Genomic DNA, 25,918 nt, shown 5'->3' with positions numbered 1-25,918 from the left:
AAACGGCGTGGTCGTCAATCAGACGGAGCGAGTAGACCCGGTTCCCGCCGTACGCGGTACCGAACCCGACCCAGATCCGCCACATTTCGATTCCGAACCCTCCTCTTCGAACCGAAACATGGCGGCTTTGGGTCGGGTTCCCTACCGCCCGGGTTCCGCACCGCCATCGTCACGCAAATGGCCATGGCTGAGAAATTTCGGCCTACGCTTCCTACTGAATGCGATAGAAGGACGTAGGCCGCTTCGTGTCGCTCCTCTTCGCCCTTCCGCTGATCTCGACGATGCTGTTCCCAGCGAGCGGTGCGCGGATCCCGCTGGCTATCGACACCGAACCCGGCCGGCTGGAGGTCGTGGGAGAGGCCACCCATCGCTTCGGGGATGTCTTCGCCGGCGATGAGGCGGCGCATGCGTTCACGCTACGAACCGTTGGCGCTACGCCTGTGACGATCGTGCAGGCCCAACCCAGCGTGAGCACCTCGCTTGGAGAAATCGAGTGGCAGCGACCGGACAGCCAGCGCTGGGCTCGGTACACCCTCGGGGAAACGATCGAACCAGGCAGCCTCGTCCGCCTGACGGCACAGCTGAGCACCTTCGTGGCGCCCCCTTCACGGCGTGGCCGCATCATCGTCGTCGCGGAGTCTCCTGTCGATCCGGCCCGGATGGAGGACCCACCCGCCGTTCTGACTCAGCGCTTCGACCTGGTGATGCTGGCAACGGTCTCGCTCTTCGTGCGGGCCACGCCCTCCAGTATGGTGGCCCTCGACCCGCTGCCCCACGGCTCCGGCCACACCGAGATCGTGGCGATCGAGTCCACGACTGGACAACCCTTTGGACTCGCCGAGCCACTGGACCATCGCATTCCAATGCCTCCCGGACTCAGCGTCCGCTGCACGCCCATCGCGCCGGACGAGCGCGGCTGGTCGAGTCGCTGGATGCTCGAATTCGCCGTTGGGGCCGATACACCGCCTGGACGTCACGGGTAAGTTTTGAAGCGCAAGGTGATCTCAGCTCCTCCGGCGGAGCCAGCCGCCACAGAAAGTAGAGCGCCACGTGCCAGTGAGTATTCCATCACAGTCTCGCTCACGTACCGCGTACAGGGCGCACTCGAGCTCGACGAGACGTTTGCCTCCTTCGGCCTCATGCGCTCGGGATCGAGGACCGAGCGAACGAGGCATCTCTTGATCGATGATGTCTCCCTCGACGTGGACGACCTTCGTGTCGAGGTCGTGCCCGAGACCGCCGGTGCAGCGACTGCGCTGCAACCGGCCGTCACGCTCGCTGCAATTCCTGGAAAGGACGAGGAAGGCCGCCGGGCGGATCGAGATCCGCCCGGCGGTACCGAACCCGACCCGGATCCGCCACATTCTCGCGGGTGACGAAACGTGGCGGATTTGGGTCGGGTTCCGTACCGCCACTGAAGGTCGCGCGGCTCGTTCAAGAAAGGGCTGGGGGACTTCGACCTCTCCGACTAACGCTACGGAGACCCCACCGTACGTTGACGGATGAGCCACCTGCGGATAGCAATACTTGTCGGTCTAGCCCTCACTCTGAGTGCCGCGTTCCTTGCGAACGGATGCGCCCGTACCCAAGTTCAAGAGGACGATCCCTACTACCAGCCGCTCGTTGCCTTGACGAGCGCATCCATGCCGCGGGTGATCGTGCGCAACATGATGGAAGACCGCGCAGGGAACATCTGGTTCGCGACTTTCGGCGGACCCATTCGCTACGACACGAAACAGTTCACCAACTTTGGCTCAGAGATGGGTCTCGCCCGGCAACGAGTCTTCTCGCTTCTCGAGGATCGAGGGGGCGCTCTTTGGTTCGGGTCCGTTCTCGCTGGCGTTTCACGGTTTGACGGTCAGTCGGCTACCCGTTTCACCGAGCTGAACGGCTTGGTTCACAACGGCGCAAATTGGATCTTCGAGGATCGCGACGCCAACATATGGATCGGTACAGGCGGAGGAGTCAGTCGATACGACGGCAAGATGATGGCCAGCTTTTCCACGCAAGACGGGCTCATCCACGACTCGGTCTACGCAATCGCCCAGGATGGAACGGGGCGTATCTGGTTCGGAACCCAGGGTGGCGTCTGCTCGTACGACGGCGAGAGGTTCAGCAATCTCGCAGACCAAGTGGGGAGAGATTTCGAGAACGTTCGCGCGATGGTCATAGACGGCACAGGGAGCCTCTGGTTCGGTGGCCAGGAGGGAGCCTTCCGCTTTGATGGCGAACACCTGTCGTCGTTCACGACCGAAGAAGGTCTGCAATCAGACTTTGTTGGCTCGATGATCGTCGACAGGAGGGGGCATGTTTGGCTCGGGCACCCCGGCGGGTTCCCGAACTTCATGGGGGGCGGGGCGACCCGCTTTGACGGAAAAGCCTTCCATAAGATCACACGCACCGAAGGACTTCTGGTCGACAACGTGTACGCCATGCTGGAGGACAGGGCCGGGAAGATTTGGTTCGCGAGTGCCGGCTCCGGTGTGTGCCACTATGACGGAGAAGTCTTCACGAACATCTCGGAGGTCGAGTTGTCGCCAAACGATGAGTCAGACGATTAGGCGTCCCGCTGAGCGCGGGCAGCGACGCGAGGCAAATCCCTCAGAAGCCCCTTCGCACAGCGCCCCCAGCAGGTAGGTCTCCCAAGCTCGCGACGGACAAGCGATCCATGGCGGTACCGAACCTGACCCAGATCCGCCACATTCAGCCCAGTGATGAGACGTTGCGGTTCTGGACCCGGCCGTGCTCCGTCGCAATCGCACGGGCGCCGAAACGTGGCGGACTTGGATCGGGTTCGGTACCGCCACGAACTTCACGCGGGCGCGGAGCATCAGCTTCGTTCAGTCGCAGCTGGGCAGTGCTCACGGGTGATGGACCGTCGTCGGAGAAGCGCTAGCGCGCGTTCATCGATGTGAAGTAGCAAGAGCCTCGGCCCGTGTGCCGAGGCAGGCGTGCAGCCACAGGGCTATGACGGCGATCAGCGTCGCCACCGCCAGGGCCGTGAAGGCGACGAAGTGCTGTGGGAGGTAGGACATCGCTCCGACGACTGGGTCCTCTGGATGAGAGATCCAACGCATGAGAAGGTAGGCCGCGCTCACCACATAGAAGGCGGCCGCGGTGCTGATCAGCCATGCATACCGCGTCCATAGCTGCGCGCCACGGGAGAGATGGTGGGTGCGACAGAGCTTCGCCAGGCACCAGCCAGCGGTCACCCCCGCGATGGCTTGAAGTACGCCGAGGCCAGGTATCAGGTACAAGCCGATCCAGCTCGGCTTCTTCGTCGTAATCGACCCATACTCTGTGACCTCCGTGATCGAGACCTGGTCGATGCGGTGCCCGGCCATCGCTATCAAGATCATCACCAGCTGCCACCAGCCGAGCGCCTTCAGCCAGTTGCGTAGACGCCCCTGCGCCGTGCCTGCAAGGCTGAAGAATGCAAGTCCGATGAGAAGGTGGCCGATTTCGTCCGGGACCAGATCCCAGTGCCATCCGGTCTCCTCCGACATGATCGTTCCGTCGCTCGCCGTTCTCTCCACCCTTTGGTAGTGCCTGTTGCCGAGGTCAATGACCACGAAGAAGCCCCCAAGCAACATCTGCAGCATCCCGCGTGCGATGGAGCTGGGAGGTGGTAAGGCAGCCAACGCCGGTGGGCTGATGCCGAACTCGTCTTGATCCTGACTCACGGTTGGATGGCGCTGTCGCACGTCAGGTAGATCTGCCAGCCTGCTTCGGCGCTCGTGAATTCGTCGATGCGAAAGGAGCCGGCCAGTGCATCGATCGCACCGATCCTTGCGAGTGAAAGCTGACCCATGGGCCTGATCGTAGCAGAAGCTCCCAGGGCAGCTGCGACTCAGGAGCGGTACCGAACCCGGCGGTACCGAACCCGACCCAGATCCGCCACGTTCTCGCGGGTGACGAAACGTGGCGGATTTGGGTCGGGTTCCGTACCGCCACGGAGTCCGCGGCGACGCCCTCCCGCTCGGCGATCTCTTTCGGCTCCAGCCCTTCCTGGTAGCGCAGCAAGAGCGTCGTTCGAAACGGCTCGTCGAGCGTCATCAGCTCATTCCAGACGCGCCGCTGTTGTTCACTTCGGAGAACGAGCTCCTCGGTGGAGGGAAGGGCTTCGGGCCGGGCTGCCATCTCCTCGCGCACGGAGCGCCGCCCCTCGCTGCGGCGCGAACGCCAGATGAAGCGCCTGGCCGCCAGGAACATCGAGTGCCGGCTGGAGCCAGCGAGCCACGCCTCTTGCCTGGCGTCGTCCGCTAGGCCGGGGTCCGCCACCAGTCTGGCGCAGAGGTGCCCGAGCCAGACCCAGTCCTCCAGGGATCTTTCGAGGCCTGGGGCATCGCCACGGCCTCGAGAGGGCCCGGGGAAGAAGTCGGAGATGGAGTCCATACATGATCGTCACCCCGCCGCCAGGGATAACGCGAACCGAGTCTCCCGGATTTCTGTCGATCCATGCGGAGTACCGCCAGGTTCCCTACCGCGAGGCGACCATGGCGGTATCGAGCCTGGCGGTACCGAGCCTGACCCAAAGCCGCCACGTTCCGAATTGGCGGCACCGCCATTTTGGACTTACTTTCCGTCGCTGACGTACTGAATCGCGGATCCAGCTGTTCGCGACAGGCTCCAACGGGTTGAATCGCGCCTCCGCCGATCATCCGTCCTCTCTGTTGCGAACCTTCGACTGGCGAGATCGTACTTCACTCAACTTCTTCTCGACCCGGGTCCACTCGCGACGGATCCGCACCTGGTCCTCGAGCCCGGGGGAGAACGATCCCGCTTCCGAACTCACGTGGTCGACCAGCTGTTCGATCGGTTCGAGGAACGACTCTCGGAAATACACTCCTTCATGATCGAGCTGGAACCAGATGGCCGCGGCGAGGCCAGAGACTTCGATCTCCGTCTCTCCATCCTCTGGCGCCACCTCGCGGACGTATCGATCGATCACCGGAAAATAGTGGGTGAAGGCCCGGGGCCCCATGAACATGAAGTCTTCCACGTAGATGATCGGATTCGTGCAGAAGAGCTCGAACGCCTCCTCGATGGTGAGCTCACCGAAGTTCCTCCACGCAGTCTGGCCATCGAGTTGTCCGCCCCAGGGATCGAAGTCCCTTTCCATGGGTAGCGATTCGGCTGCGTTGTTCGGCATGGGTCGGCGTGGTGAGAGCGCGATGCGCCGAGAAGGGTGAAAACGACCCTGGCACCGGGAGCTATCGAATGTAACCCCAGGTCATAGAGCCAGCGTCCGTGAAGTTGGACGTGGGCGCACCCGACGAATCACGGTCGCGGAACCAGACCTGGAAGTGAGAGCGCATTCCGGCCGCCGCTGGAAAGCCCCATGTGGCAGAAGGGAGCGCCAGGACGGACCATTGTCCCAGGGTCGTATCGAGACTGAGCTGTCCACTGGCTCCTGCGTTCTGAACTCCGAAGCGTCCGACGGAGCCACCGACGCAGATGGCCCCCTGGGCTCCGCCGGGATGTTGGATGTAGCTGGCATTCGTGCTGTGGAGAAAGAGTCCGAACGACCAGGGTGGAAGCTGGTTGGCGGTCAAGGTGAACTGATCCAGTTCGAACATCCGCGTCGGTCCACAGAGGCTCATGTATCCGTTCATGCCCGTGGAGTTCGGCTCGGAGGAGCAGTAGTGGGTCAGAAGGCCTTCCGGCGGAAGGCTCGCGCAGTCGATGGCGCAGGTGACGGCCGGATCGCTGAAGAGCCGCAGGTAGAGCGAGGCCCATGGCGTCGAGGCGCTGTGCCGCATCCACCTGCGCTGGTGTAGCCGCCCGCGTTGACGCTCGCGATGAACGTGTTCCCCGGAAAGATCCAGGCCGCCAGCGAGTCTTCGGTGAGATACCCTGTCGTGCCTGCAGCGCAGGAGGGCGCGGTGCCGTAGTAGGTACCATCACCGTCTCGCGGCAACGGCTGGGTGGGAGGCAAGTAGCTGGCGTCCGTGGCTGCAGGATCGCCTGCCAGCAACAGTCCCACATGGCCGCCATTGAAGTTGCTCGCGACCGCCGTGACCGTGAATCGATCCATTGACGGAACTCCATCGAAGCCTGAATCCTGCGGACCACCGTCCGGGAGCAAGCAGAAGCTCAAGCTCGGTCCGAGGTCGACGCGGACTCGGTACGTCCCGCCGGTTGGCAGTCCTTCGACGAAGATTTGCGCGGTGCCTCCGACCTCCGGAGTGGTGGTCGAAAGCGCGCCTGAGGAGAAGAAGAAGATAAAGCCCGCGGTCCCACCTGGGATCTCGACGCAGTACGCGAATTCGAAGCCGTTGACGAGCAGTTCCGCGCGATCGGCAGGAGCCGCGAACGCGCCGGGATTTCCGGGACCCGGAATGCCGCCGACGTCCCTGAGGCTGAGGGTGGCCTGGCTGGCCGTCGAAAAGGATGCGACGTCGTAGTAGAAGCCGGCCGACGCCGTGTTGTCGTAAATCGAGTCAGGGCCCGAGGTGCTCTGGGTCCCAGGAGGGTAGAGGGTCCCGGTGGCGTAGTCGTACACGCCAGCGTCCTGGATGGGGCCGAGGATCGGGCGAGCAGGCACAGTGACTTGGGGCGCGAGAATCAGTGCGGCGAGGGTGAGCATGGGTGACTCCGAGTTGGGAAGATAGGGCGGACTGACGGGGTGGAGTGGATTGAGGCTAGGAGATGTTCCGGAAAAGCTGGGCTCCATTTCTGGAAAATCTTGATCTTGGGAGGCCTACGCGCCCCTTCCCAGCGTCCTAGTGGTCCGGAACGGAAGTGGCCATGGCTGAGAAATTTCGGCCTACGCTTCCTACTGGATGCGATAGAAGGACGTAGGCCGCTTCGTGTCGCTCCTCTTCGCCCTTCCGCTGATCTCGACGATGCTGTTCCCGGCGAGCGGGGGGCGGGTCCCGCTGGCGATCGACACCGAACCCGGGCGGCTGGAGGTCGTGGGAGAGGCCACCCATCGCTTCGGGGATGTCTTCGCCGGCGATGAGGCGACGCATACGTTCACGCTGCGAACCGTTGGCGCGACGCCTGTGACGATCGTGCAGGCCCAACCCAGCGTGAGCACGTCGCGTGGAGCCATCGAGTGGCAGCGGCCGGACAGCCAGCGCTGGGCCCCGTACGCCTTCGGGGAACCGATCGAGCCAGGCAGCCTGGTCCGCCTGACTGCCCGGCTGAGCAACTTCGTGGCGCCCCCTTCACGGCGTGGCCGCATCCTCGTCGTCGCGGAGTCACCTGTTGATCCGACCCGGATGGAGGACCCACCCACCGTTCGCACTCAGCGCTTCGACCTGGTGATGCTGGCAACGGTCTCGCTCTTCGTGCGGGCCACGCCCTCCAGTGTTGTGGCCCTCGACCCGCTGCCCCACGGCTCCGGCCACACCGAGATCGTGGCGATCGAGTCCACGACTGGACAACCCTTTGGACTCGCCGAGCCACTGGATCATCGCATTCCAATGCCTCCCGGACTCAGCGTCCGCTGCACGCCCATCACGCCGGACGAGCGCGGCTGGTCGAGCCGTTGGATGCTCGAACTCGCCGTCGGGGCCGACACACCGCCTGGACCGCACGGGTACGTTTGGAGGCGCAAGGTGATCTCGGCTCCGCCTTCCGAGCCAGGCGCCACAGAGAGCGGGGTGACGCGTGCGAAGGAGCATTTCACCGCCGTCGGGCTCACGTACCGCGTAGAGGGTGCGCTCGAGCTCGACGAGACGTTTGCCTCCTTCGGCCTCATGCGCCCGGGATCGAAGACCGAGCGAACGAGACATCTCCTGATGCGCGATGATTCCCTCGACGCGGACGACCTTCGGGTCGAGGTGGTCCCCGAGACCGGCGGTGACGCGAATTCAATAACGCCGGCCGTGACGCTTGCGGCGATTTCCGGGGCGGACGAACAAGGCCGCCAGCGGATCGAGATCCGCCTGCAGCTGGACGTGCCCGAGGCCCTACCCGACCAGGTCCTGCGTGGTGAGGTCCGCATCCACACCGGGGACGCCGAGTTCCCTGTCTTGACCCTGCGCTACGCCGGTGTGGTTCGAGGCAGCGCTCGACGCTGAACCCGAACTCCCCCTTGACCGTCGGAGTCCGGGTTCGGTACCGCCAGGTTCGGTACCGCTACTGTGCCACGTCGTCGTCGACCCAGTCGAAGGTCTTCGTCACCGCCTTCTTCCACATCCGCATGGCCCGGGCGCGATCTTCGTCGGACATCGCCGGCTCCCAGCGCCTGTCCTCTTGCCAGTTCCGGCCCGCGTCGGCCAGGTCCTTCCAGAAACCCACCGCGAGCCCCGCGGCGTAGGCGGCGCCCAGCGCCGTCGTTTCGGCGACCACGGGGCGCACCACGGTCACGCCCAGGATATCCGCCTGGAACTGCATCAATGCGTCGTTTGCGACCATCCCGCCGTCCACCTTCAGCTCGAGAAGCTTCACGCCCGAGTCGGCGTTCACCGCCTCGATGACCTCGGCCGTCTGGAACGCAGTGGCCTCGAGGGCCGCGCGGGCGATGTGCCCCTTGTTCACGAAACGCGTGAGGCCGACGATCGCGCCGCGGGCGTCCGGGCGCCAGTAGGGCGCGAAGAGGCCGGAGAACGCAGGCACGAAGTAGACGCCGCCGTTGTCCTCGACGGACTCGGCCAGCGTCTGAATCTCGGCGGCCGTGGAGATCATCCCGATGTTGTCCCGAAGCCACTGCACCAGCGACCCGGTGACCGCGATCGATCCCTCCAGCGCGTAGTGGGGCTTCCCATCGCCCAGCTGGTAGGCGAGGGTCGTGAGCAGCCCGTTCTTCGAGTGGACGATCTCCTCGCCGGTGTTGAAGATCAAGAAGTTCCCGGTGCCGTAGGTGTTCTTGCTCATCCCCTTCTCGAAGGCCGCCTGGCCGAACGTGGCGGCCTGCTGATCGCCGAGGATGCCCGCGACGGGCACCTCGCGCAGGAGACTCGACGACCTCACCTTCCCGTAGACCTCGGACGAGCTGCGAATCTCCGGCATCATCGACCTCGGGACACCGAAGGCCTCGAGGATGTCGTCGCGCCACTGCAGCGTCTTGAGGTCCATGAAGAGCGTGCGGCTCGCGTTCGTCACATCGGTGGCGTGAACGCCGCCGTCGACCCCACCGGTGAGGTTCCAGAGAACCCAGGTGTCGGTCGTGCCGAACATGAGCTCCCCGGCGTCGGCCTTGGCCCTCGCGCCCTCCACGTTCTCCAGGATCCAGGCGACCTTCGTGCCCGAGAAGTAGGTGGCGAGCGGCAGCCCGACGATCTCCTTGTAGCGATCCGTATCACCGTCCGCGAGGCGTTCGACGATGGACTGCGTGCGCGTGTCCTGCCAGACGATCGCGTGGTAGACCGGCTCGCCCGTGGTTCGATCCCAGACCACCGTCGTTTCGCGCTGGTTCGTGATCCCGACCGCAGCGATGCTGTGCCGCGTGATGTCCGCCTTCGAGAGCGCCTGCCCGATGACCTCGCGCGTGTTGTTCCAGATCTCGCGGGCGTCGTGCTCGACCCACCCGGCCTTCGGGAAGATCTGCCGGTGCTCCAGCTGTCCGACGGAAACGACCGAGCCGGTGCGATCGAAGACGATGGCCCGCGTGCTCGTGGTTCCCTGATCGATCGCGATGACATGGTCAGTCATGGTTGGCTCCGTCCGGTTTTGGATAATGAAAAATGGTCATGGCAGCAGCGGCAGCAGCGGGCCCGAGGCGAGCGCGCCCAAGACCCCGCCAAGGAGCGGCCCCACGACCGGCACCCAGGCGTAGCCCCAGTCGCTCGACCCCTTGCCCCGTATCGGAAGGACCGCGTGGGCGATCCGAGCCCCGAGGTCCCGCGCGGGATTGATGGCATAGCCGGTCGGCCCGCCCAGCGACGCACCGATCCCCATCACGAGAAGCGCGACGGGAACCGCCCCCAGCGCGGCGAGTCCGGCGGGAACGGCACTGGCGGGGTCGCCGCCACGGCCGAACCCAATCACGACGAACACGAGGACGAACGTGCCGATCACCTCCGTCACGACGTTCCAGCCGTGGGAGCGAATCGCGGGCGCCGTGCAGAAGACGGCCCGCTTGGTCGCTGGATCGAGCTCCGCGTCGAAGTGCTTCTTGTAGACGAGCCAGCTCATCGAGGAACCGAGGAACGCGCCGAGCATCTGCGCGGCGCAGTAGACGAGCGCCTGAGCGCTGGAGACGTCCCCCGTCACCAGGAGCCCTACGGTCACCGCCGGGTTCAGGTGCGCCCCCGAGGCGTACGAAACCGTCACGCCGCAGAATACCGCCAGCCCCCAGCCAAAGACGACCAGCGGAAAGCCGCCGCCGTGCCCCTTGCTTCTCGCGAGCGCCACATTCGCCACGACGCCGCAGCCCAGAAGCATCAGCATCGCCGTGCCCACGACCTCCGAACCAAAGATGGTTGCCAGTTCCAGATCCAAGTCGACCTCCGTTGTCGTCTGCTCGGGTGGCCGCGAAAGTCGACAGCTGGAGCCCGCAGGGAACAGCATACGCGCATCGTGACGACGCGGCAAAAGGGATGCTGCTCCGGGTAGAGGGTCGCCCCCGGGTCAACCCGGCGGCCTCACGTCTCCTGGACCAGCGCCACGCTCGCCACGCCGCCCGCGACCTCCATGCGGATCCGCTCCTCCGCCTGGAGCCTATCCAGGGCCGCGCCGATCGAGGATCGCATCGACTGCGTCAAGCGCTTGCCTCCGAAGAGGCCCAGCACCTCGCGCTGGAGATCGTCCAGGGGCCAGAGCTCGCGCTCCGCCAGCGTCGCCACCATCGCATTCAAAACCTCCGGCTGCGGCACCTCCGAGATCGGGCGCGCGTCCGCCGAGTCCTGGGGACGGTAGCCCGCGTAGGTCGCCGCCTCGCTCTCCGAGCGCCAGTAGACCTGCTGCGGCTCGTCCGTTCCGGCCGCATGCTCGGTCGTGAAGGGCCTGGAGCGCCCGAGGCTTGCCGCCACGTGCTCGCGGAACTTCTTCGACACGGCCCCGAAACCCCAGACGCTCGCCATCCGGCGCACCAGGATCTCGTGGGTCAGCGGCGCCTCCAGCTCGATGATGCGCGCGATCGTCGAAGCCACCTCGCGCTCCATTGATTCGTCGTAGAACTCCGAAGAGCGCTCGCTGAACCCGTCCAGTTCGGCGGGCTGGTAGGTCTCGATCAAAGGCCGCGGTGCTTCGAGGGAAAGAGCCTCGGTCTCCCCTTCGAAGAGCGTTGGCGCGGACGCCAGCCTCCTGGGCGGGTCCTCCTTCGGGCCTTCGAGTTCGGGCGCCGCAGGCGCCTTCAGGGCCAGCGCTTCCGGAGCTGGTGATTCCAGCGCCGGTACGTCAGGGAGATTTGCGCCAGACTCCACGTCGGGCCCCTCGAGCGCCAGCGGAGCTGACGGTTCCGCGACGTCCGGCTCCTCGGCCTCTGGATCCTCCGGCAGCACCTCCTCTTGGAGACGCGTCAGCTCGGCGTGCAGACGCTCGACCTCCGCGTCCGCGTCGCGCCACCAGTCCACGGCCCAGACCCGGAGCAAGCTCCAACCCAGTCCGCCCAGCACGTCCGACCGCAGTCGATCGCGATCACGCGCCGTCGACGCGCGACGGTAGTTCTCCCCGTCCGTCTCGATACCCGCGAGGAACGCGCCCGGACGATCCGGATGCCGCACGCCGAGATCCACGCGCACGTCGGAGCGCCCGATGTCGTACTCGACGGTCCAGCCACGGGCCTGGAGCCGCCCACCGATCACCTCGACGAGCGGATCGCGGCTGACCGCGGCGCCGGTTTCACCCGATGCCACGCCAGCCCCCGTCGCCTCGGCCTCCGCGTGCTCCGCAAACGCCAGGAACGCGCGCAGGTCCCGCACGCCTCGCGCGTTCGTCCGCGCCAGATCGATCTGGTCCGAGCGGATCGACGTGTGCACGAGCACCTCCTCGCGCGCCCGCGTGATCGCCACGTTCAGGCGCCGCTCGCCGCCGTCGTTGTTGAGCGGCCCGAAGTTCATCGACACGCGTCCATTCGCGTCCGGCCCGTAGCCGATCGAGAAGATGATCACGTCCCGCTCGTCGCCCTGAACGTTCTCCAGGTTCTTCACGAACACGGGCTCCTGCTGCGCCTCGTCGAAGAACGGCTCAATCTCAGGGTGTTTGCGCACCGCCGCTTCGAGCAGGTCGAGGACGAGCGTCTGCTGCGCCTGGCTGAACGTCACCACCCCGATGGACCGCTGGCTCTCCTTCGGATGCCGCAGTCGCCGCACGACCTCCGCCGCGACCGCGCGCGCCTCGATCTCGTTGGTGCGCGTCGCCCCCTTGTCGTAGACGGCGTCCTGGTGATACTCCAGGCGCACGCCGCGCCCGTCCGAGGCTCCGGAGGGAAACGTCAGCAGCTTCGAGTCGTAGTAGCGCTCGTTGCTGAACGCGATCAGGCTCTCGTGCCGGCTTCGGTAGTGCCAGCGCAGGCGGTGCGTCGGCACCTGGGCGCCGATGCACTCCTCCAGGATGCTCTCCAGATCCTCGATGTCGTCGTCTTCCAGCGCCTCGGTATCGGCGCTTCGGCTGAAGAAGCTCGTCGGCGGAAGCTGCTTGGGATCCCCCACGATCACGGCCTGCTGGCCGCGGGCGATCGCGCCGATCGCGTCCCACACGGGGATCTGCGAAGCTTCGTCGAACACCACGATGTCGAAGGGCGGATGGTCGGCGTCGAGGTACTGCGCCACCGACATCGGGCTCATGAGGAAGCACGGCTTCAGCTCCATCGCCACATCTCCCAGCTCGGCGAGCAGCCTGCGGATCGCGAGATGCCGCGTCTTCTTCGTGATCTCGCGCTGCAGCAGCCCCAGCCCCGTCTTGGACGCAGCGCCCGCCGCCGCCGTCTGCGAGACCGTCGGGCGCCGGCTACCCGTCCGCTGCCGCACTTCCTCGCGGGCCGCCGCGAGCCGCTCGTCGTCGAGCTGGCGAAAGCCCGCCAGCGCGCGCCCGTGATCCCCGCCATCGAACGCCTTGAGCGCATCGTCGCCCGAGATCTCGTGGAGTGCCCACGCGCGAGCGAACGCCACGTCGAAGCGCTGACGCACCTGTCCGGGCACGCAATCGCCTCGCTCGATGCGCTCGATCACGCCCCCGAGTCCACCCGTTTCCACGCCTGCGTCCAGCGCGCTCCGGCGCAACCCCTGCCAGCGCGCCCAGCCCCGCAGGCCCGTCCACGCATCGGCCCATCCGACGGACAGCGCCTGAAGCGCACGAACGTCGGCCACCGAGAACGAAAGCGGCGCGCCCTCCAGAGGCCTCGCGACCTCGATCAACGCGGCCCTCGCCGCGCTGAGTTCGCCCACGGCCTCGACGAGCCTCGCCGCTCGGTCCCTCAAGCCGACACTTTCCAGCGCGGCGACGAGGCCCTCGAGCAGCGCCTTCTCGAACACCACGGACGGGTGCGCGACCCGCGAGAGCTGCGCCCACCGCTCGCCCAGCCCGCGGGCGCGCGCCAACTCGGCGCGCGCCGCCGCCACGTCCGTCTCGGCGCCGCGCCAGATCGTGCCGAGCACCTTTCGACCCGCGTCATCGTGCGGCGCGAACTGCGGCTCGATCTCGACCTGGCGCTGGGCCGCATCGAGCGCGCGGATCGCGTCCTCGATCTGCAGAGCGCCCGGGTCCTTCGCGATCCCGCGCAGCTCCGAAAGAAGGCTCCGCTTGCGCTGCCAGCGCTTGAAGAACCCACCGCCGACGTACTCGCGACGCAGCGTCTCCAGGGCATCGAGCGGAAGCGTCGTCGGCGAGACACGGAAGCGAGCGGCGAGCTCGGCCACGAGGTTCTGATGCTCCTCGATCAGTGCGAGCCCGCTCTCGAGGGAGTGCATGAGGTCGGGCTGCGCGATCCAGTCCTGCGCCGCCCCCGAGCCCGCGTACTCCTGTGACGCTGCCTCGAGCAGCGCCGCGAAGTCCTTCCAGCTCTCTTCGTCATGGAACCCGGCGCGCAGTGCCTCCGACTCGACGACGCTCGCGAGCGCTGCCTCTGCCGCCGCCGCGAACTCCGACGCAGGCCCGTCGAAGGCGCGCACGACGGCCCTTGATTCGCTCTCGAAGATGGGCGAGTAGTCCGACTGGCCGACGAGCAGAAGCGGGTGCTCCGGGCCCACGAGCTGCTCCGACGCCACGATATCAATCTCGTCGAGCAGCCCGCGCCAGCGCTGGAGCGTCACTGCGTCGACGGCCTTCGGGTCCTGGATGCCGAGGTCGTCCTTGAGATCCCAGACAGCGTCTCCTGTCGCCAGGGCGCTCGCGGTCTGCCCGATGACATGGTGCACGCTCTCTCCGCTCGCGCGCGTCGCGTGCAGCGCCGCGACGTGGCCGTTCAACCGGCGCCGCGAGCTGTCGAGGTCGCCCGCGATCTCTTCCCAGCTTCTCCGACGCGCGCCGCGCACGCGGCCCTCCTCCAGCGCCTCGCGGAACTGCTCCAGAACGGCCTTCTTGTTCGCCTTGTTCGAGTGCAGCTCCAGGCACGCCGGCCCGAGCCCGAGGTGCCGCAGCCGCCGATGCACAACGTCGAGCGCCGCCATCTTCTCGCTGACGAAGAGGATCGTCTTTCCGTAGGCGATGGCGTGCGCGATCAGGTTCGTGATCGTCTGTGACTTGCCGGTTCCCGGCGGCCCCTCCAGCACCATCGTCTTGCCCGCAGCGGCGGCGAGGATCGCGCTGAGCTGGGAGGAATCGTAGGAGAGCGGTGCGAACACGTCCGCCGCGCCGAACTCCTCGTCGAGCTTGTCCGGATCGGGCACGGCGACGCGGTCCGGGTAGGGCTCGCTCGGCCGCTCGATCAAGTGAGCGACCAGCTCGTTCCGCCGCAGCACGTCCGCACGGTTCTTGAGGTCGCGCCAGAGCAGGTACTTCGCGAACGAGTAGAGCCCGATCTCGGCCTCGTCGAGGATCTCCCAGCCGTCCTCGTCCTTGATCGCGTTCTTGAAGACCTGGAGCACCAGCGGAACGTCGACGCCGTTCTCGTCGGCCGGCAGCGGATCCAGCCCCGTCACGTCGATCTGATGATCCCGGCGCAGGTATTCGAGAAGCGTGACGTTCGCGCGCGGTTCGTCCGCGCCCTGGACGAGCGTGTAGCCGCGGCGCGCGGACTTGCGCTGGAGCTCCAGCGGCAGCAGCAGGAGCGGCGCACGCCGCGTGCGCGAAGACTGCTTCGTTTCGCGGTACTGAAGGAAGCCGACGGCGAGGTACAGGGCGCCCGCGCCGCCCTCTTCCCGGGCGGTGCGCGCTTCGCGATAGAGATTGAGCAGGCGCTCGTCGAGCTCCGCGCCGCCGAGCCAGCAGCGCAGCTCACCCGCCTGCACGCCGGCCGCAAGCAGGGGCGCGATGCGCTCGGCGTCGGCGGCCGAGGGCTTCCCCCCCTCCAGCTCCACCGGACGCTCCAGCACGCGAAAAACCTTGCCCTCGGAGAGCCGATCCTCGATCGCGCCGAGGTTCCCGGGGATGAGCGGGACGATGCGCTTGCTGCTCGACGCGGAGTTGAGCAAGCGGTTCCGCATCGTCAGATCCAGGAGCTGACGCAGCCAGCGATCGAGACGCGTGTCCGGCGTCTCCTCCTCCTCGCGGCGCCGACGCTCGGCCTCCAGGTAGACTCGCAGCTCCTCGTCGAGGTCGCGCGTGGTCTTCGTGGGCGCCGCGTCCTCCTGGGCCACGCCGCCCATCGCCGCGTGCACGCCGGCCTCCAGGGTCGGCAGCGGCCGCACCCCGCCGAGCCGTGCGCGCTGGATATCGATGGCGACGCGGAACTCGGACGGATCCTGGAGCCGCTCGCGCGCCGCCGCGCGCGCGCCCTCGAAGTCCGGCGACGGACGCGAGGCCACCGCGGTCGCGTCGAAGACGACGATCTCGGACAGCTCGATGCGCTTCGCGAGACGGGATGGCTCCTCCACGACCGGATTGGAGAACGTCTCCTCGACGAGCCATACGCCAACGAAGGCGTGTCCCTCGGTGACGATCACGATCGGGTGCAGGCCAGCCTGCTCGAGGGCAGCGGCCGCGAACAGCGCGAGGTCGAGGCAGGTGCCGAGCCTGGTGGAGATGATCGCGCTCGGGAAGCGCACGCGCTGGCCGTCGTTCTCGAAGCTCGCGGGCGGATTCGCGTAGGTGATCTCGGCGCCTTGGAGCGCAGCGTAAACGGACTCGGCGATACGGAGTGCGCGGACCGGATCCTTGGACTGATAGCCGTCGAGCGAGGGCGAGCCGGTGTCCCGGCTCATGCGCTGGGCCGCCAGGGAAAGCGTCGCATCGACCGCCGGGTCGTTCGGGAGCACGTAGGCGGCGAGGAGTTCGGGGAGCGTCCCGAGTCCAAACCACGTATCCGTCGGGAAGAGCGTCCAGTCCCCTTCGGCGCGGGCGAGCTCGGCCCCGTCGGCGGTGCGCAGCATGGCGGTGACCGTTCCATCGGCGCGCTCGCTGAGGCGGCTCAGGATCGCCCGGTCGTGGGACAGGAACGAAGCGACGCGGCGCGGGCCGAGATCGAGGTCCTCCCCCGGGCCGAGGCGCTCGATCCGGAGCGTCGAGGGTCGGACGAAAGGCGGGTCCGACGTGACGTGGAGCTCGAGGTCACGGAGTTCCGTGGAGCCGCGGTGCTGGAGGCCGAGCGTATGAACGCCAGCGCGGCGCTCCTGGAGCATGGCCAGATGAACCCGGGGCAGGACGCCGAGTGCGACCTCCACGTGAAATCGCTCTTCGGGCGCGCCTTCGGGGGTCTCGACGACCAGTTCCTCGTCGGACACCTCGGCGGAGGGGATCGGACGCGCCTCCGGGAGCACCAGAGCCGTGACGTTCGATTCGACGGACGCGCCCGGCGTGCGATCGCCGTCCTGGGTCTCGGCCTCGGCCAGGCGCGCCTCCACCTGGGACATGAGGTCGCGCAGCTCGTCGGGGTCGACCGCCTCGCCGGAAGCAATCCCGGCGGCGAGGATGTCACGTGCCTCGCGAAGCCGTTCGATCCTGGTCTCGGCTCGACGCGCGGCGGTCGCGCGCTCCACGGCCGCAGCCGCAGCGTTGACCCGCCAGGCCGTCGGGAAGCGCTCGATCATCGACTCCATGAAGCCCTGGATCTTCTCCTGGATCTCCGCCGGCAGGCCCATGGAGGCCAGCTGGTGGTAGCACTCGAGCGCCAGGTCGTGGCGCGACTTGGCCGTCTCCTCTACCCCGGACTCGAGGGCGATCTGGATGGAGTCACGTAGCACCTGGAAGAGGCGCTCGACGTCGCGGCTGTTCTCGTACTGACCGGCGTAGCGCGATGCCGCGCGTTCTGGGATGAAGGTCTGCATGGATCGGCAGATGATAGTCGGCCCGCATGACGATCCGCGGATCTGTCCTTCGCTTGACCGTCGGGCAGTTTCCCGGAACATGGACGCGAATCGGGCGAAATGCGGCGCGAATACGAAGTCACGGTCCCGCTCTTGAGAACTCCCGGCTGGAGAGAAAGTTCTTCCCGTGGACCAGGGAAAACCGCATCCTCCGCCCGGACGGTCCTCATCGAAAGTTCCTAGGGCTTTCGGTCGATGGGGGTGTCAAGAACGAGCAGATGACGCAGGGTACTGAAGAACAGCACGGAGAGGACCTCAGGTTCGATGGAGCGCCGCCCATGGACGGTGACTCGCTCGAGCTCGTCTCGGGTGCGGAATACGCGCGACTCTGCTCGGATCAGCGCGGCGTCACCTACATCGCGATTCCCGGCGAGGAGGCTGAACTCGCCCACCACATCCTCTTCGATGGTATCATCGTCGGTACCCGCAGGATCCGTCCCCTCGTCAGCAGGGATGGCAAGGGCCGCAGACAGTTCCAGATTCGGATCATCGTGGACACGGAGCTCTTGACGTCCAGGACTCACTTCATGGGCCCGGACGGCATGGGGCCAGCCCACCGGTTCCTGGAAGAGCTGCATGCGCGACTCGACACCGACCGGCTGTAGTTCCGTGCGCGGGAAGTAGAGTTCGCCTCAGGACGGCTTCAGCGAAGCGCTCCGAAGCCGCAGGGCGTTCAGGATGACCGAAACGGAACTCAGGCTCATCGCTGAGGCGGCGATCATGGGGCTGAGCAGCCAGCCGGTCCAGGGGTAGAGAACGCCCGCCGCCAGCGGCACGCCGGCGAGGTTGTAGCCAAAGGCGAAGACGAGGTTCTGCTTGATGTTGCGCATCGTGAGGTCGCTGAGGCGGCGGGCGTGAACGATCGCGCCGAGGTCCCCGCGGACGAGCGTGACGTCCGCGCTCTCCATCGCGATGTCAGTGCCAGTGCCCATGGCGATGCCCACGTTCGCCTTCGCGAGCGCAGGAGAATCGTTCACGCCGTCGCCGGCCATCGCGACCTTCCGACCCTCGGACTGCAGCCGCTCGACGAGCTTGAGCTTGTCCTCGGGCAGGGCGTCCGCGAACACCTCGTCGATCCCGAGGGTCTTCGCCACCGCGCGCGCGGTTCGCTCGTTGTCCCCGGTCAGCATGAGGATGCGCATTCCGCTCTGCCTCAGCTGGTCCAGCGCGTCCGGGGTCGAGTCCTTGATCGGGTCGGCGACCGAGAGCGCGCCGACCAGGGCACCGTCGACGGCGAGGTACATGACGGTGGCGCCTGAGTCTTGCAAGGTGTCAGCCTGATGGCCCAGGGCCTCGAGGGAGGCCCCCGCGTCGGCCATCAGGGCCGCGTTGCCCAGCGCGAGGCGACGGCCCTCGGAGGTTCCGCGGACTCCCTTGCCCGTGACGGATTCGAAGTCCTCCACGCTCGCCGGTGCCACGTCCCGAAGGCGCGCGCCCTCCGCGATCGCCTGGGCGAGCGGGTGCTCGCTCCCTTGCTCCAGCCCGGCGGCGAGCCCCAGCACGGTGTCGGCGTCGGAACCTGCCACCGTGACGACCTGGTCGAAGCGCGGCGCGCCGAGCGTCAGCGTGCCCGTCTTGTCGACGACGAGCGTATCGACCAGCCGAAGGTTCTGGATGGCCTCGGCGTTACGGAAGAGAATCCCCGCCTGCGCTCCCTTGCCGGTCGAAACCATGATCGACATCGGCGTCGCAAGGCCCAGCGCGCACGGGCAGGCGATGATGAGCACCGACACGAACGCGAGGAGCGCATAGGCGAGCGACGGCGCGGGGCCCAGCGCGGCCCAGGCGATGAAGGCCACGACGGCGGTGACGACGACGCCCGGTACGAACACGGCGGCGATGCGGTCGACGAGGTTCTGGACCGGGGCGCGGCTGCGCTGGGCGCTCGCCACCATCTGCACGATGCGCGCGAGGAGCGTTTCTTCCCCCACGCCCGTCGCTTCCATCAGGATCGAGCCCTTCCCGTTGAGGGTCCCGCCGATCACCGACGCGCCCTTCGACTTCTCGACGGGCGTGGGCTCGCCGGAGACCATCGACTCGTCCACGTGGCTCTTTCCCTCCAGCACGCGGCCGTCCACCGGCACCTTCTCGCCGGGGCGCACCCGAAGCTGGTTCCCTTCTTCGACGGAGTCGAGCGGCACGTCGCGCTCGCCGCTCTCGTCCACGAGCCGCGCCGTCTTCGGGGCCAGATCGAGCAGCGCGCGGATCGCGCTACCCGTCTCCGCGCGGGCACGGAGTTCCATCACCTGGCCGAGGAGCACGAGGGTGATGATCACGGAAGCCGCCTCGAAGTAGAGGCCGATGTTCCCGGCGCTGTCGCGGAAGGCGTCCGGGAAGAGCCCGGGCGCGAAGACGGCGAGCGTGCTGTGAACGTAGGCCACCCCGACCCCGATCGCGATGAGCGTGAACATGTTCGGCGAGCGCCGCTGGATCGATTGCACGCCGCGCGCGAGCAAGGGCCAGCCCGCGTAGCCGACCACGAGCGTGGTGAGCGCGAACTCCAGCCACCCGCCCACCTTGGCTCCGACGAGGTCATGGATCGGGCTTCCGGGAAGCAGCATGTCGCCCATCGCCAGGACGACCACGGGAATGGCCAGAGCCGTGGCGACGATGAAGCGCCTCCTCATGTCGCGAAGTTCGGTGTCGTCAGGAGGCTCGGTCGCGGACTCCGGCTCCAGGGCCATGCCGCACTTCGGGCACGAGCCTGGACCGACCTGCTTCACCTCGGGATGCATCGGGCAGGTATAGACGGCGCCGTTGGGTGCGCTCGCGGCAGGCGTGCCACTCGGAGCCTCGCCGAGGAAAGCGTCCGGATCCGCGGCGAAGCGATCGCGACAGCCCAGGGAGCAGAAGTGGTAGGTGTCGCCCTCGTGATGGAGCACGGCGGCAGCCTTCGGGGGATCGACGGTCATGCCGCAGACCGGGTCGATAGAGGCCGGGCCAGTCGGGGCCAGGTCGCTCGAATCGTTCTGCATCATCATCGCTATCACCGTCGCTCCGTAAGGGGTTCTTTATCTCTCGTGCAGGGCCGCCTTGCCGCCCTCCTGCCACGGATGACGCCATGGCAGGCGCACAACGAATCTCGCTGACGGTCCTCCTCACTGCGCTCTTAGTTCACGGGTGGACTTCTTGTACGAGCACTTTCGAGCTTGACCTTCCCGTGGAGCACCCGGCGCGCGCCGAAGCCGCCAGCGCGTTCGCACTCGCATCGGCAATCTATCCGCGGTGGACCATCACCTGATCCGCCTGCACGGGGTCGAGTTCTGCGGGACGCCCCGCCACGGCGTGAGCGTTCCCGCCGAGCAGCAGCGCAAGCGCGTCACCGTTCCGGTCGTCGCCGGGGCGACCCGAGACATCGAGTTCGTGCCCGCGTACCCGGGCGACTGGGCGTTCCACTGCCACATGACCCCCACGTGATGAATCAGCCGAGCCATGGCTTCCCGAACATGATGAAAGTCAAGCTCCGCGGCTTCGACGGAGAGATGCGAAGCCTCGTCCCGCGAGCGCGGAAGAGCTGGCGCGCGACGTCCAGGGGTGACCACCGCCAGGAAACGCATTCTCTGGCGCTCCCTACCAGTGCCCCGAATCAAAAGTTCGTTGCATTCGTTTCGCCAGTTTCGCTCCGTAGCTGCGTTGCCGACCCTCGGACGGAACTTGGTTCACCGGAAAACGGTCCGGCGAAGCGGTGGGGCAAGATGGCTACTGCGGTCCGAGCTTCTGAAGCGCCGGGAGGAGGACCTGAGCGATCTCTGGGTTGGCCGTGAGCCTTGCGAGCTCCTTCCCCATTTCGCCGGATCGGTCGAGGCTCTTTCCTTCCATGACGGCCTCTTTGAGCTTCTCACGTTCGGCCTCCGGCAACTCAGAGTGCCTCTTCTGGAGCGAACGCATCTCCTCGGCGACCTTCGCCAGCTTGGGTTCCGCAGCCCTGGCGCTCTCCACGCTGTCGATGCCCTCGAGAATTTCGATGAGGCGCCCCTCGGCGTCTCTCATGTCATCGAGGAGCGCGTCTCCACCACCTCCACAGGCTGCGAGGAAGAGGAGGGCAAAAGGGAGCAGGAGCGGAGTGGTGATCTTCATGGGGCATGATCTTGCCGAACGGGAAGAGACGTCGGGTGCAAGGATTGTGTCTCGTGCCCTCGTCACCCCTGGCACTCTTCGCACTCTTGGCGCCGGGCGAACCTTCAATCCACGGCCAGACTCTCGCGCGGATCGTAGCTACCGAAACTCCACACGTGACCCTCGGGATCCTTGCACGTATAGCATTCCCCCCCGTAGTCCTGGGTCGTCGGCGGCATCACGATCTCGGCCCCGGCGGCAGCGGCGCGCGCGTGGTGCGCGGCCACGTCCTCCACGACGAGGTAAAGCCCCTGGGTGGTGGCTCCGAGTTCCCGCGGCGGGCGACTCATTCTCCCGTAGTCGTCGTCCCGCCTGGAACAGGCCATGACGATGCAGGGCGGGTCCTCGCAGACGAGCTGCGAGTGCATGACGGTGTCCCCGGGCCCCGGGACCACGAGCTGAGGCCGAAAGCCGAAGGCTTCTTCGAGCCAGCGGATGGCGGCGGGCGCGTCGGCGTAGCAGAGGGAGGGCATGAGTGGGCCATACATGGCCCGGAGGATACCCGTCGTCGTGAGATCGAGCATCTACGATCTCCCTCAGGGGCTACGCTGGGGGTCCGGAGGCCGAGGTCCAGACCCGTGCCTCTTCTGAGCTCTCTCGCCATGAAGCTTCAACCCTGGTTCATCGCCATCGCCGTCGTCTATGCGCCTCTCGTCGCTCCATTCTTCATGGGGCCGTTGACGGAGTGCGATCACTGCGTCGGCGCGTACGCAAGGCACGTGCCGCTGGTGCCAGCCTTTTGGGTCGATCATACGGCGTCGAGTCTCTTCGGATACGGCGCGATGCCTCGCTTCGACACGGTCCCAGGGATCGCGCTCCGCGGTCTCGTGTGCCTGGGGATGGTGGGATTCGTGAGGTGGCTCCTTACCCGGCGACCGTTCGTCGCTCGGCTCGGCAGCGCCATCGTGGCCACCCTGGTGGGCGTGTTCGCCGTTGGCTTCACCGTACTCTTGCGCATGTAGTCGAGCGGCGGTGCCGACCCGTGGTCGAGACCGCAGCTCGTTGCCATCTGGACCGGTCTGCTTCCTTCGACCCTGTCTCTCAGTGGATCTGGCGGGAGGCCGAGGTCGACGGGGCGAAGAGCCTCAGCACGATCGAGATCGGGATCATGTTGTAGGTCAGGTGACCCGAGACCCCGTCCTGGAGCACCGCCACCAGGGAGTATCCGTAGGTCGTATCGGCGAGATTCATTCCGAGGAGATCGTGAGCGAGGGCACCGGCCCGCACGTCATACAGCTCGAGGCGAATCGAATCCTGAGAGTCCAGGTGAAGGACTCGTGCTCGCTCGTGCCGAAGGTCCCCGCCTGGGTCAAGCTGGCCGCGACCGACGGAAGTTCAGGGGACATCGTCTGGGACGACGACGCCCATGTGCTCCTCAAGCGGACCCCCCTGGGGGGCTTCGAAGTCGGCGGCGTGGCCAGGGGCGAGTACGTGTTGGGGGTCGGTCGAGGGAAGGGCAACCCGCCGGAGATCACCTCACCCATCACCCTTGGCCAGGGCCTGAACGAGGCGAGCTTCCAGCTCGGAGAGTTCCCCATGGAGCGGTTCCTCGTGGTGCGCTGCCTGCGCGAAGACGGGACCCCGGTCACGGTCGACAGGATCGAGCCGAGCCACGCCTCCGGCTTCCGGTGGCATGGGATCCAGAGGACCCGCGGGACGTACTGGATGCCGCGAGGTGAGGTCTTCGTGGACCGGCAAGGGAACGCGATCGACGAGGTGGAGCTGACGGGCGTCAGCAGGATCTACGGCGCAGCTTCGGTCCACGTTCGACGCGATCAAGCCGAGGCGACGATGGAGTTCCAGCGCGCCTGTTCGCTCGATATCCAGGTGCGCGGTGACCTTTCCCTGGGCTACTCCGTGGAAGCGATCTCCACGACCGATGCAACCTTCCGCGGCTGGCAACCGACCGTCGACGGGGTGCGTGGAGGCAAGCCAGTCGGCGAGGATGGCACCGCGGTCCTCGACGGCCTGCAGCCCGGGACGTACGAGGTCCGGCTTCTCCTGACAGGGCACGTCCAGCGCATGGCCTCTGGGATGAGCCATTCCCGGCGCGCGACGAAGATGACCGTGACGGTCGATCGACGGGACCAGCCCCTCGAGATCGCTGCCCCCAACGCCCAGACCGTCACGGTGTACGTCGACGACTCGGAGCCCGGGGCGGCGCTTCATCTGACCTCCACAAGCACGTGGGAATCGGCCAACGGGATCACCGCCCGCGTCGGCGAGGACGGCGTGGCGCGGTTTCGCAACGTCTTCGACGGTGAATATATCCTGTCGATGTTCGGCAGTGCCCAGCGCTCGATGCGGATCACCGTCCCCACCGGCGACGTTCGGTTCGTGAATCGATAGCTACAGAAGAACGACGATGACGGCCCGCTCGATACGGTCGACCCCGCGCTCCTTGTAGGACGCGAGCATGCCCACGTCGTTGCGCGTGACGCCGTCGGTCTCGGCGTGCTCCAGATGCCTCTTCTGGAGCGCGGTCCCGAGGCCGAGCGAGCGCGCCTCCTCCGCGAAGCTCATCTGGTAGCCGCGGTAGTCGACGCACGTCTTCGGCAGGGGGGTGGGGCCCCGGTTCTCTCCACCAAACTTCGAAGCGCCTGTCCAACGGATAGGAACTCCAAGCGGGGTGTCGACACGCTGACCGTCGCAGTCTGACGCCCGATTCTTCGCTACCCCTATCCTCACCGGCCACGCGGGAGCGCCCGAGCCGCCATCGGGCTCTTCGCTGAGCCGAACTCGCCCGATTTCCCCCTCTCCGAACGGCACCACCGGTTCGCTTCACCACGACCTACAGCCAGCACCCTTCCCAAGGCGCTGGCTGTTCTTGTTTCATCGAGCACGATCGCCCGCGCGCTGCTTGGCTGCGCCCTACTTCCCGAAGTCCAGCCGCCCCGTGAAGTAGACACGGCCGAGGCGGCATCGGTATTCGGACCTCGGGCTCTGCCGGTGGGGAACGGCTCGGCCCTGGCGATGACGGGTCTCCCCCACCCAGCGAATCGGATGATCTCCTCGCTGCCGCTCTCACTCCCGCTGGCACCTTCCGCGCTGTCTCCGGATCTGTGATCACGGAGATCATGTGCCGACGCCCGCGGCAGCGCGGGCAGTTGAGAACATCTTCCGAAAACACCCTCTTGAGCAGATCAGCCCAACGAATAGATCGCTGGGCCTTCGGCGCCTCTGTCGACCCCTCCGAGGCATCTGGAGCGGTCGCCTCTGCGCCCTTCACCTCCTTCCGAACCACAGGACGCGGCACTACCTGATCGCGGAGCGGAGACGCGGGCGCCAGCACGCCCTGGTACGTCAGCTGATGCTCACGTGGATGCGGCACGATCGCCGCGAGACGAGCGATGAACTGGTACGGCGTCATGAGGAACGCCTTGGTGCCATCTCGCCAAGGCCTGCGTAGCGACCATGAGATCCTGCCGTCACTGCGAACTTCCAGACGCTTCAGACAGATGGCGGGCCGCGTCACGTAGCGGCACAGCTTCTCCAGCTGCGCCCGCTGGCCCCTCTGGACCAGGGTCGCGGCGTGGAGGGAGAAGCCATCGGAGGTCTCGACCAGCGAAGGAGGGACGTACTGACCCGACCACTCGGATGCCTGGAACGCTCTTGCCAAATCGGGATCCAGGAGGCGCTCGAGGGGGAGACCCGCCCCCGGGCGGAAGGGCACCACGGACTTCACCGAGGCCGTCTTCAGACCGGGGAAGAATGAACCGTCGCGCGCATCGCCGAAGTCCAGGAGCGGATGCTGCGATCCTGCTGCGTCCTCGAACTCGCAGGGTGCCTCGTCACCTGGACGCGGCGGGAGACCCAGGGCGAGTGGGTCCAGGTCGTAGCGCTCCAGCACGCGACGGATGCGGGCGATCGCGTCCGCGTGGACACGCTCGACTTCGACGGATGTGAGACGGTCCGCTGGCACGAAGAGCCGTCCCGAGGACCTCGTCGAAGCCTACGCATGGACGGTGATCGCCGTGGACCTCGGCCAGGATGCCTCTCGCAACCTCGAGCTATTGACCGACACGCTCGAGCCACTGCAGCTCGTGCGAGCCAAGCGGCGCCATCGCGCACTCGAGGCCGAACTCCTCGGCGAGCAGGCGCCGGAGCGTCCGATCCCGGACTACCCGAGTATTGATGAGTCGCCACTCCGACCCAACGTCCCGCTGGATGACGCCAACGCCGAAGGGGACAAGCGGCTGGCGCTGCGAATCTTCCAGGCGCACGGCGAGAACGGCCATGCCATCGCCGCCTACAACGCGGGCATTCTCCTGGAAGACCACGACCTGACGGAAGCCTTCAGTTGGTTCCACAAGGCTGCGACCCTGGGCGAGCTGGACGGCGCCTACCGCGCCGGCCTCGCGCTGGTCCTCGGCGAGGGCTGTGAGAAAGACCTGGAGGCCGGCACCACGTGGCTCCAGACGGCAGCCGACGGCGGCGTGGAAGCGGCCGCCGAAGCGCTGGCGACCCTGGCGTTCTCCAAGTAGTGAACCACCACACGTGTGCGTTGCCGG

The 25,918-nt window shown here is 66.7% G+C and carries 21 protein-coding genes and 1 pseudogene; 8 read left to right on the top strand and 14 right to left on the bottom strand.

The window, feature by feature from the left end; all coding sequences use genetic code 11:
- Nucleotides 1-245: 245 nt before the first annotated feature.
- Together Poly30_RS01825 and Poly30_RS01820 are read left to right on the top strand one after the other, a co-directional pair.
- A complete protein-coding gene (locus tag Poly30_RS01825) occupies nucleotides 246-983 on the top strand; it encodes a hypothetical protein (RefSeq protein WP_145194316.1) in 738 nt (245 codons plus the stop codon).
- A gap of 519 nt (nucleotides 984-1,502) precedes the next feature.
- Nucleotides 1,503-2,561 (top strand): ligand-binding sensor domain-containing protein, encoded by a 1,059-nt coding sequence (locus Poly30_RS01820; RefSeq protein ID WP_145194315.1) that lies wholly within the window; start codon nucleotides 1,503-1,505, stop codon nucleotides 2,559-2,561.
- Between the two features lie 342 nt (nucleotides 2,562-2,903).
- Here Poly30_RS01820 and Poly30_RS01815 read toward each other — a convergent pair whose 3' ends face one another.
- From Poly30_RS01815 to Poly30_RS01800, 5 genes are all read right to left on the bottom strand, one after another.
- On the bottom strand, nucleotides 2,904-3,683 hold the full coding sequence (locus tag Poly30_RS01815; protein WP_145194314.1) for a hypothetical protein: 780 nt from the start codon (nucleotides 3,681-3,683) through the stop codon (nucleotides 2,904-2,906).
- Nucleotides 3,680-3,811: a hypothetical protein gene (locus Poly30_RS28040; protein ID WP_419190842.1), complete on the bottom strand. Its 132-nt coding sequence runs from the start codon at nucleotides 3,809-3,811 to the stop codon at nucleotides 3,680-3,682. Before Poly30_RS28040 ends, Poly30_RS01815 begins: the two co-directional genes overlap by 4 nt.
- Nucleotides 3,812-4,657: 846 nt before the next feature.
- Nucleotides 4,658-5,152, bottom strand: a complete 495-nt coding sequence (locus Poly30_RS01810) for a hypothetical protein (RefSeq protein WP_145194313.1) — start codon at nucleotides 5,150-5,152, stop codon at nucleotides 4,658-4,660.
- Between the two features lie 61 nt (nucleotides 5,153-5,213).
- Entirely contained in the window at nucleotides 5,214-5,603 is a 390-nt protein-coding gene (locus Poly30_RS01805; RefSeq protein WP_145194312.1) for a hypothetical protein, read from the bottom strand.
- 47 nt (nucleotides 5,604-5,650) lie between these two features.
- On the bottom strand, nucleotides 5,651-6,589 hold the full coding sequence (locus Poly30_RS01800; protein ID WP_145194311.1) for a hypothetical protein: 939 nt from the start codon (nucleotides 6,587-6,589) through the stop codon (nucleotides 5,651-5,653).
- Nucleotides 6,590-6,812: 223 nt separating this feature from the next.
- On the opposite strand from Poly30_RS01800, the gene Poly30_RS01795 reads away from it, so the two are divergent.
- Nucleotides 6,813-8,030: a DUF1573 domain-containing protein gene (locus tag Poly30_RS01795; protein ID WP_145194310.1), complete on the top strand. Its 1,218-nt coding sequence runs from the start codon at nucleotides 6,813-6,815 to the stop codon at nucleotides 8,028-8,030.
- Nucleotides 8,031-8,088: 58 nt separating this feature from the next.
- Here Poly30_RS01795 and glpK read toward each other — a convergent pair whose 3' ends face one another.
- The 3 genes from glpK to Poly30_RS01780 form a co-directional block, all read right to left on the bottom strand.
- On the bottom strand, nucleotides 8,089-9,603 hold the full coding sequence (gene glpK, locus Poly30_RS01790) for a glycerol kinase GlpK (RefSeq protein ID WP_145194309.1): 1,515 nt from the start codon (nucleotides 9,601-9,603) through the stop codon (nucleotides 8,089-8,091).
- Nucleotides 9,604-9,639: 36 nt separating this feature from the next.
- Nucleotides 9,640-10,386, bottom strand: coding sequence for an MIP/aquaporin family protein (locus Poly30_RS01785; RefSeq protein WP_419191395.1), 747 nt, complete (start codon nucleotides 10,384-10,386; stop codon nucleotides 9,640-9,642).
- A 149-nt stretch (nucleotides 10,387-10,535) separates the two neighbouring features.
- The gene (locus Poly30_RS01780) at nucleotides 10,536-17,252 is read right to left on the bottom strand and encodes a DUF3320 domain-containing protein (RefSeq protein WP_419190840.1); all 6,717 of its coding nucleotides are present in this window, start codon (nucleotides 17,250-17,252) and stop codon (nucleotides 10,536-10,538) included.
- Nucleotides 17,253-17,509: 257 nt separating this feature from the next.
- Between Poly30_RS01780 and Poly30_RS01775 the strand changes: the two genes are divergently transcribed.
- The gene (locus Poly30_RS01775) at nucleotides 17,510-17,896 is read left to right on the top strand and encodes a hypothetical protein (protein WP_145194306.1); all 387 of its coding nucleotides are present in this window, start codon (nucleotides 17,510-17,512) and stop codon (nucleotides 17,894-17,896) included.
- Between the two features lie 27 nt (nucleotides 17,897-17,923).
- Here the strand turns inward: Poly30_RS01775 and Poly30_RS01770 are convergent, their stop codons facing one another.
- Nucleotides 17,924-20,266 carry a heavy metal translocating P-type ATPase gene (locus tag Poly30_RS01770; RefSeq protein ID WP_145205900.1) on the bottom strand — a complete coding sequence of 781 codons (2,343 nt, stop codon included), beginning with the start codon at nucleotides 20,264-20,266 and terminating at the stop codon, nucleotides 17,924-17,926.
- A gap of 220 nt (nucleotides 20,267-20,486) precedes the next feature.
- Here Poly30_RS01770 and Poly30_RS01765 point away from each other — a divergent pair.
- Nucleotides 20,487-20,708, top strand: a pseudogene (locus Poly30_RS01765) (multicopper oxidase domain-containing protein); the annotation flags it as partial.
- A gap of 282 nt (nucleotides 20,709-20,990) precedes the next feature.
- On the opposite strand, the gene Poly30_RS01760 reads toward Poly30_RS01765, so the two are convergent.
- Nucleotides 20,991-21,434, bottom strand: a complete 444-nt coding sequence (locus tag Poly30_RS01760; RefSeq protein ID WP_145194304.1) for a hypothetical protein — start codon at nucleotides 21,432-21,434, stop codon at nucleotides 20,991-20,993.
- A 38-nt stretch (nucleotides 21,435-21,472) separates the two neighbouring features.
- Nucleotides 21,473-21,895 carry a VOC family protein gene (locus tag Poly30_RS01755; protein ID WP_145194303.1) on the bottom strand — a complete coding sequence of 141 codons (423 nt, stop codon included), beginning with the start codon at nucleotides 21,893-21,895 and terminating at the stop codon, nucleotides 21,473-21,475.
- A gap of 114 nt (nucleotides 21,896-22,009) precedes the next feature.
- On the opposite strand from Poly30_RS01755, the gene Poly30_RS01750 reads away from it, so the two are divergent.
- Nucleotides 22,010-22,369, top strand: a complete 360-nt coding sequence (locus Poly30_RS01750) for a hypothetical protein (protein ID WP_145194302.1) — start codon at nucleotides 22,010-22,012, stop codon at nucleotides 22,367-22,369.
- A gap of 79 nt (nucleotides 22,370-22,448) precedes the next feature.
- Here the strand turns inward: Poly30_RS01750 and Poly30_RS28035 are convergent, their stop codons facing one another.
- A complete protein-coding gene (locus Poly30_RS28035) occupies nucleotides 22,449-22,598 on the bottom strand; it encodes a hypothetical protein (protein WP_419190839.1) in 150 nt (49 codons plus the stop codon).
- 12 nt (nucleotides 22,599-22,610) lie between these two features.
- Here Poly30_RS28035 and Poly30_RS01745 point away from each other — a divergent pair, with 12 nt between their 5' ends.
- Nucleotides 22,611-23,756, top strand: coding sequence for a hypothetical protein (locus Poly30_RS01745; protein ID WP_145194301.1), 1,146 nt, complete (start codon nucleotides 22,611-22,613; stop codon nucleotides 23,754-23,756).
- Here the strand turns inward: Poly30_RS01745 and Poly30_RS28030 are convergent, their stop codons facing one another.
- Together Poly30_RS28030 and Poly30_RS01740 are read right to left on the bottom strand one after the other, a co-directional pair.
- Nucleotides 23,757-23,930: a hypothetical protein gene (locus tag Poly30_RS28030; protein WP_419190838.1), complete on the bottom strand. Its 174-nt coding sequence runs from the start codon at nucleotides 23,928-23,930 to the stop codon at nucleotides 23,757-23,759.
- Nucleotides 23,931-24,198: 268 nt separating this feature from the next.
- The gene (locus Poly30_RS01740; RefSeq protein WP_145194300.1) at nucleotides 24,199-25,329 is read right to left on the bottom strand and encodes a transposase; all 1,131 of its coding nucleotides are present in this window, start codon (nucleotides 25,327-25,329) and stop codon (nucleotides 24,199-24,201) included.
- Between Poly30_RS01740 and Poly30_RS01735 the strand changes: the two genes are divergently transcribed.
- Nucleotides 25,310-25,891 carry a tetratricopeptide repeat protein gene (locus Poly30_RS01735; RefSeq protein WP_419190837.1) on the top strand — a complete coding sequence of 194 codons (582 nt, stop codon included), beginning with the start codon at nucleotides 25,310-25,312 and terminating at the stop codon, nucleotides 25,889-25,891. The genes Poly30_RS01740 and Poly30_RS01735 overlap by 20 nt on opposite strands.
- Nucleotides 25,892-25,918: the final 27 nt, after the last annotated feature.

The sequence above is a fragment of the Saltatorellus ferox genome, from assembly GCA_007751475.1.
GTDB lineage: Bacteria > Planctomycetota > UBA1135 > UBA1135.
Note: the sequence above shows the minus strand (reverse complement) of the source record. Positions and strands in the feature narration are given on the sequence as shown.

Coding starts and splice junctions, on each gene's coding strand:
- Poly30_RS01770 (WP_145205900.1), bottom strand. CDS start 20,266: ATGCAGAACGATTCGAGCGACCTGGCCCCGACTGGCCCGGCCTCTATC.
- Poly30_RS01775 (WP_145194306.1), top strand. CDS start 17,510: ATGACGCAGGGTACTGAAGAACAGCACGGAGAGGACCTCAGGTTCGAT.
- Poly30_RS01805 (WP_145194312.1), bottom strand. CDS start 5,603: ATGAGCCTCTGTGGACCGACGCGGATGTTCGAACTGGATCAGTTCACC.
- Poly30_RS28040 (WP_419190842.1), bottom strand. CDS start 3,811: ATGGGTCAGCTTTCACTCGCAAGGATCGGTGCGATCGATGCACTGGCC.
- Poly30_RS01755 (WP_145194303.1), bottom strand. CDS start 21,895: ATGTATGGCCCACTCATGCCCTCCCTCTGCTACGCCGACGCGCCCGCC.
- Poly30_RS28030 (WP_419190838.1), bottom strand. CDS start 23,930: ATGAGCTTCGCGGAGGAGGCGCGCTCGCTCGGCCTCGGGACCGCGCTC.
- Poly30_RS28035 (WP_419190839.1), bottom strand. CDS start 22,598: ATGAATCTCGCCGATACGACCTACGGATACTCCCTGGTGGCGGTGCTC.
- Poly30_RS01780 (WP_419190840.1), bottom strand. CDS start 17,252: ATGCAGACCTTCATCCCAGAACGCGCGGCATCGCGCTACGCCGGTCAG.
- Poly30_RS01820 (WP_145194315.1), top strand. CDS start 1,503: ATGAGCCACCTGCGGATAGCAATACTTGTCGGTCTAGCCCTCACTCTG.
- Poly30_RS01810 (WP_145194313.1), bottom strand. CDS start 5,152: ATGCCGAACAACGCAGCCGAATCGCTACCCATGGAAAGGGACTTCGAT.
- Poly30_RS01800 (WP_145194311.1), bottom strand. CDS start 6,589: ATGCTCACCCTCGCCGCACTGATTCTCGCGCCCCAAGTCACTGTGCCT.
- Poly30_RS01750 (WP_145194302.1), top strand. CDS start 22,010: ATGAAGCTTCAACCCTGGTTCATCGCCATCGCCGTCGTCTATGCGCCT.
- glpK (WP_145194309.1), bottom strand. CDS start 9,603: ATGACTGACCATGTCATCGCGATCGATCAGGGAACCACGAGCACGCGG.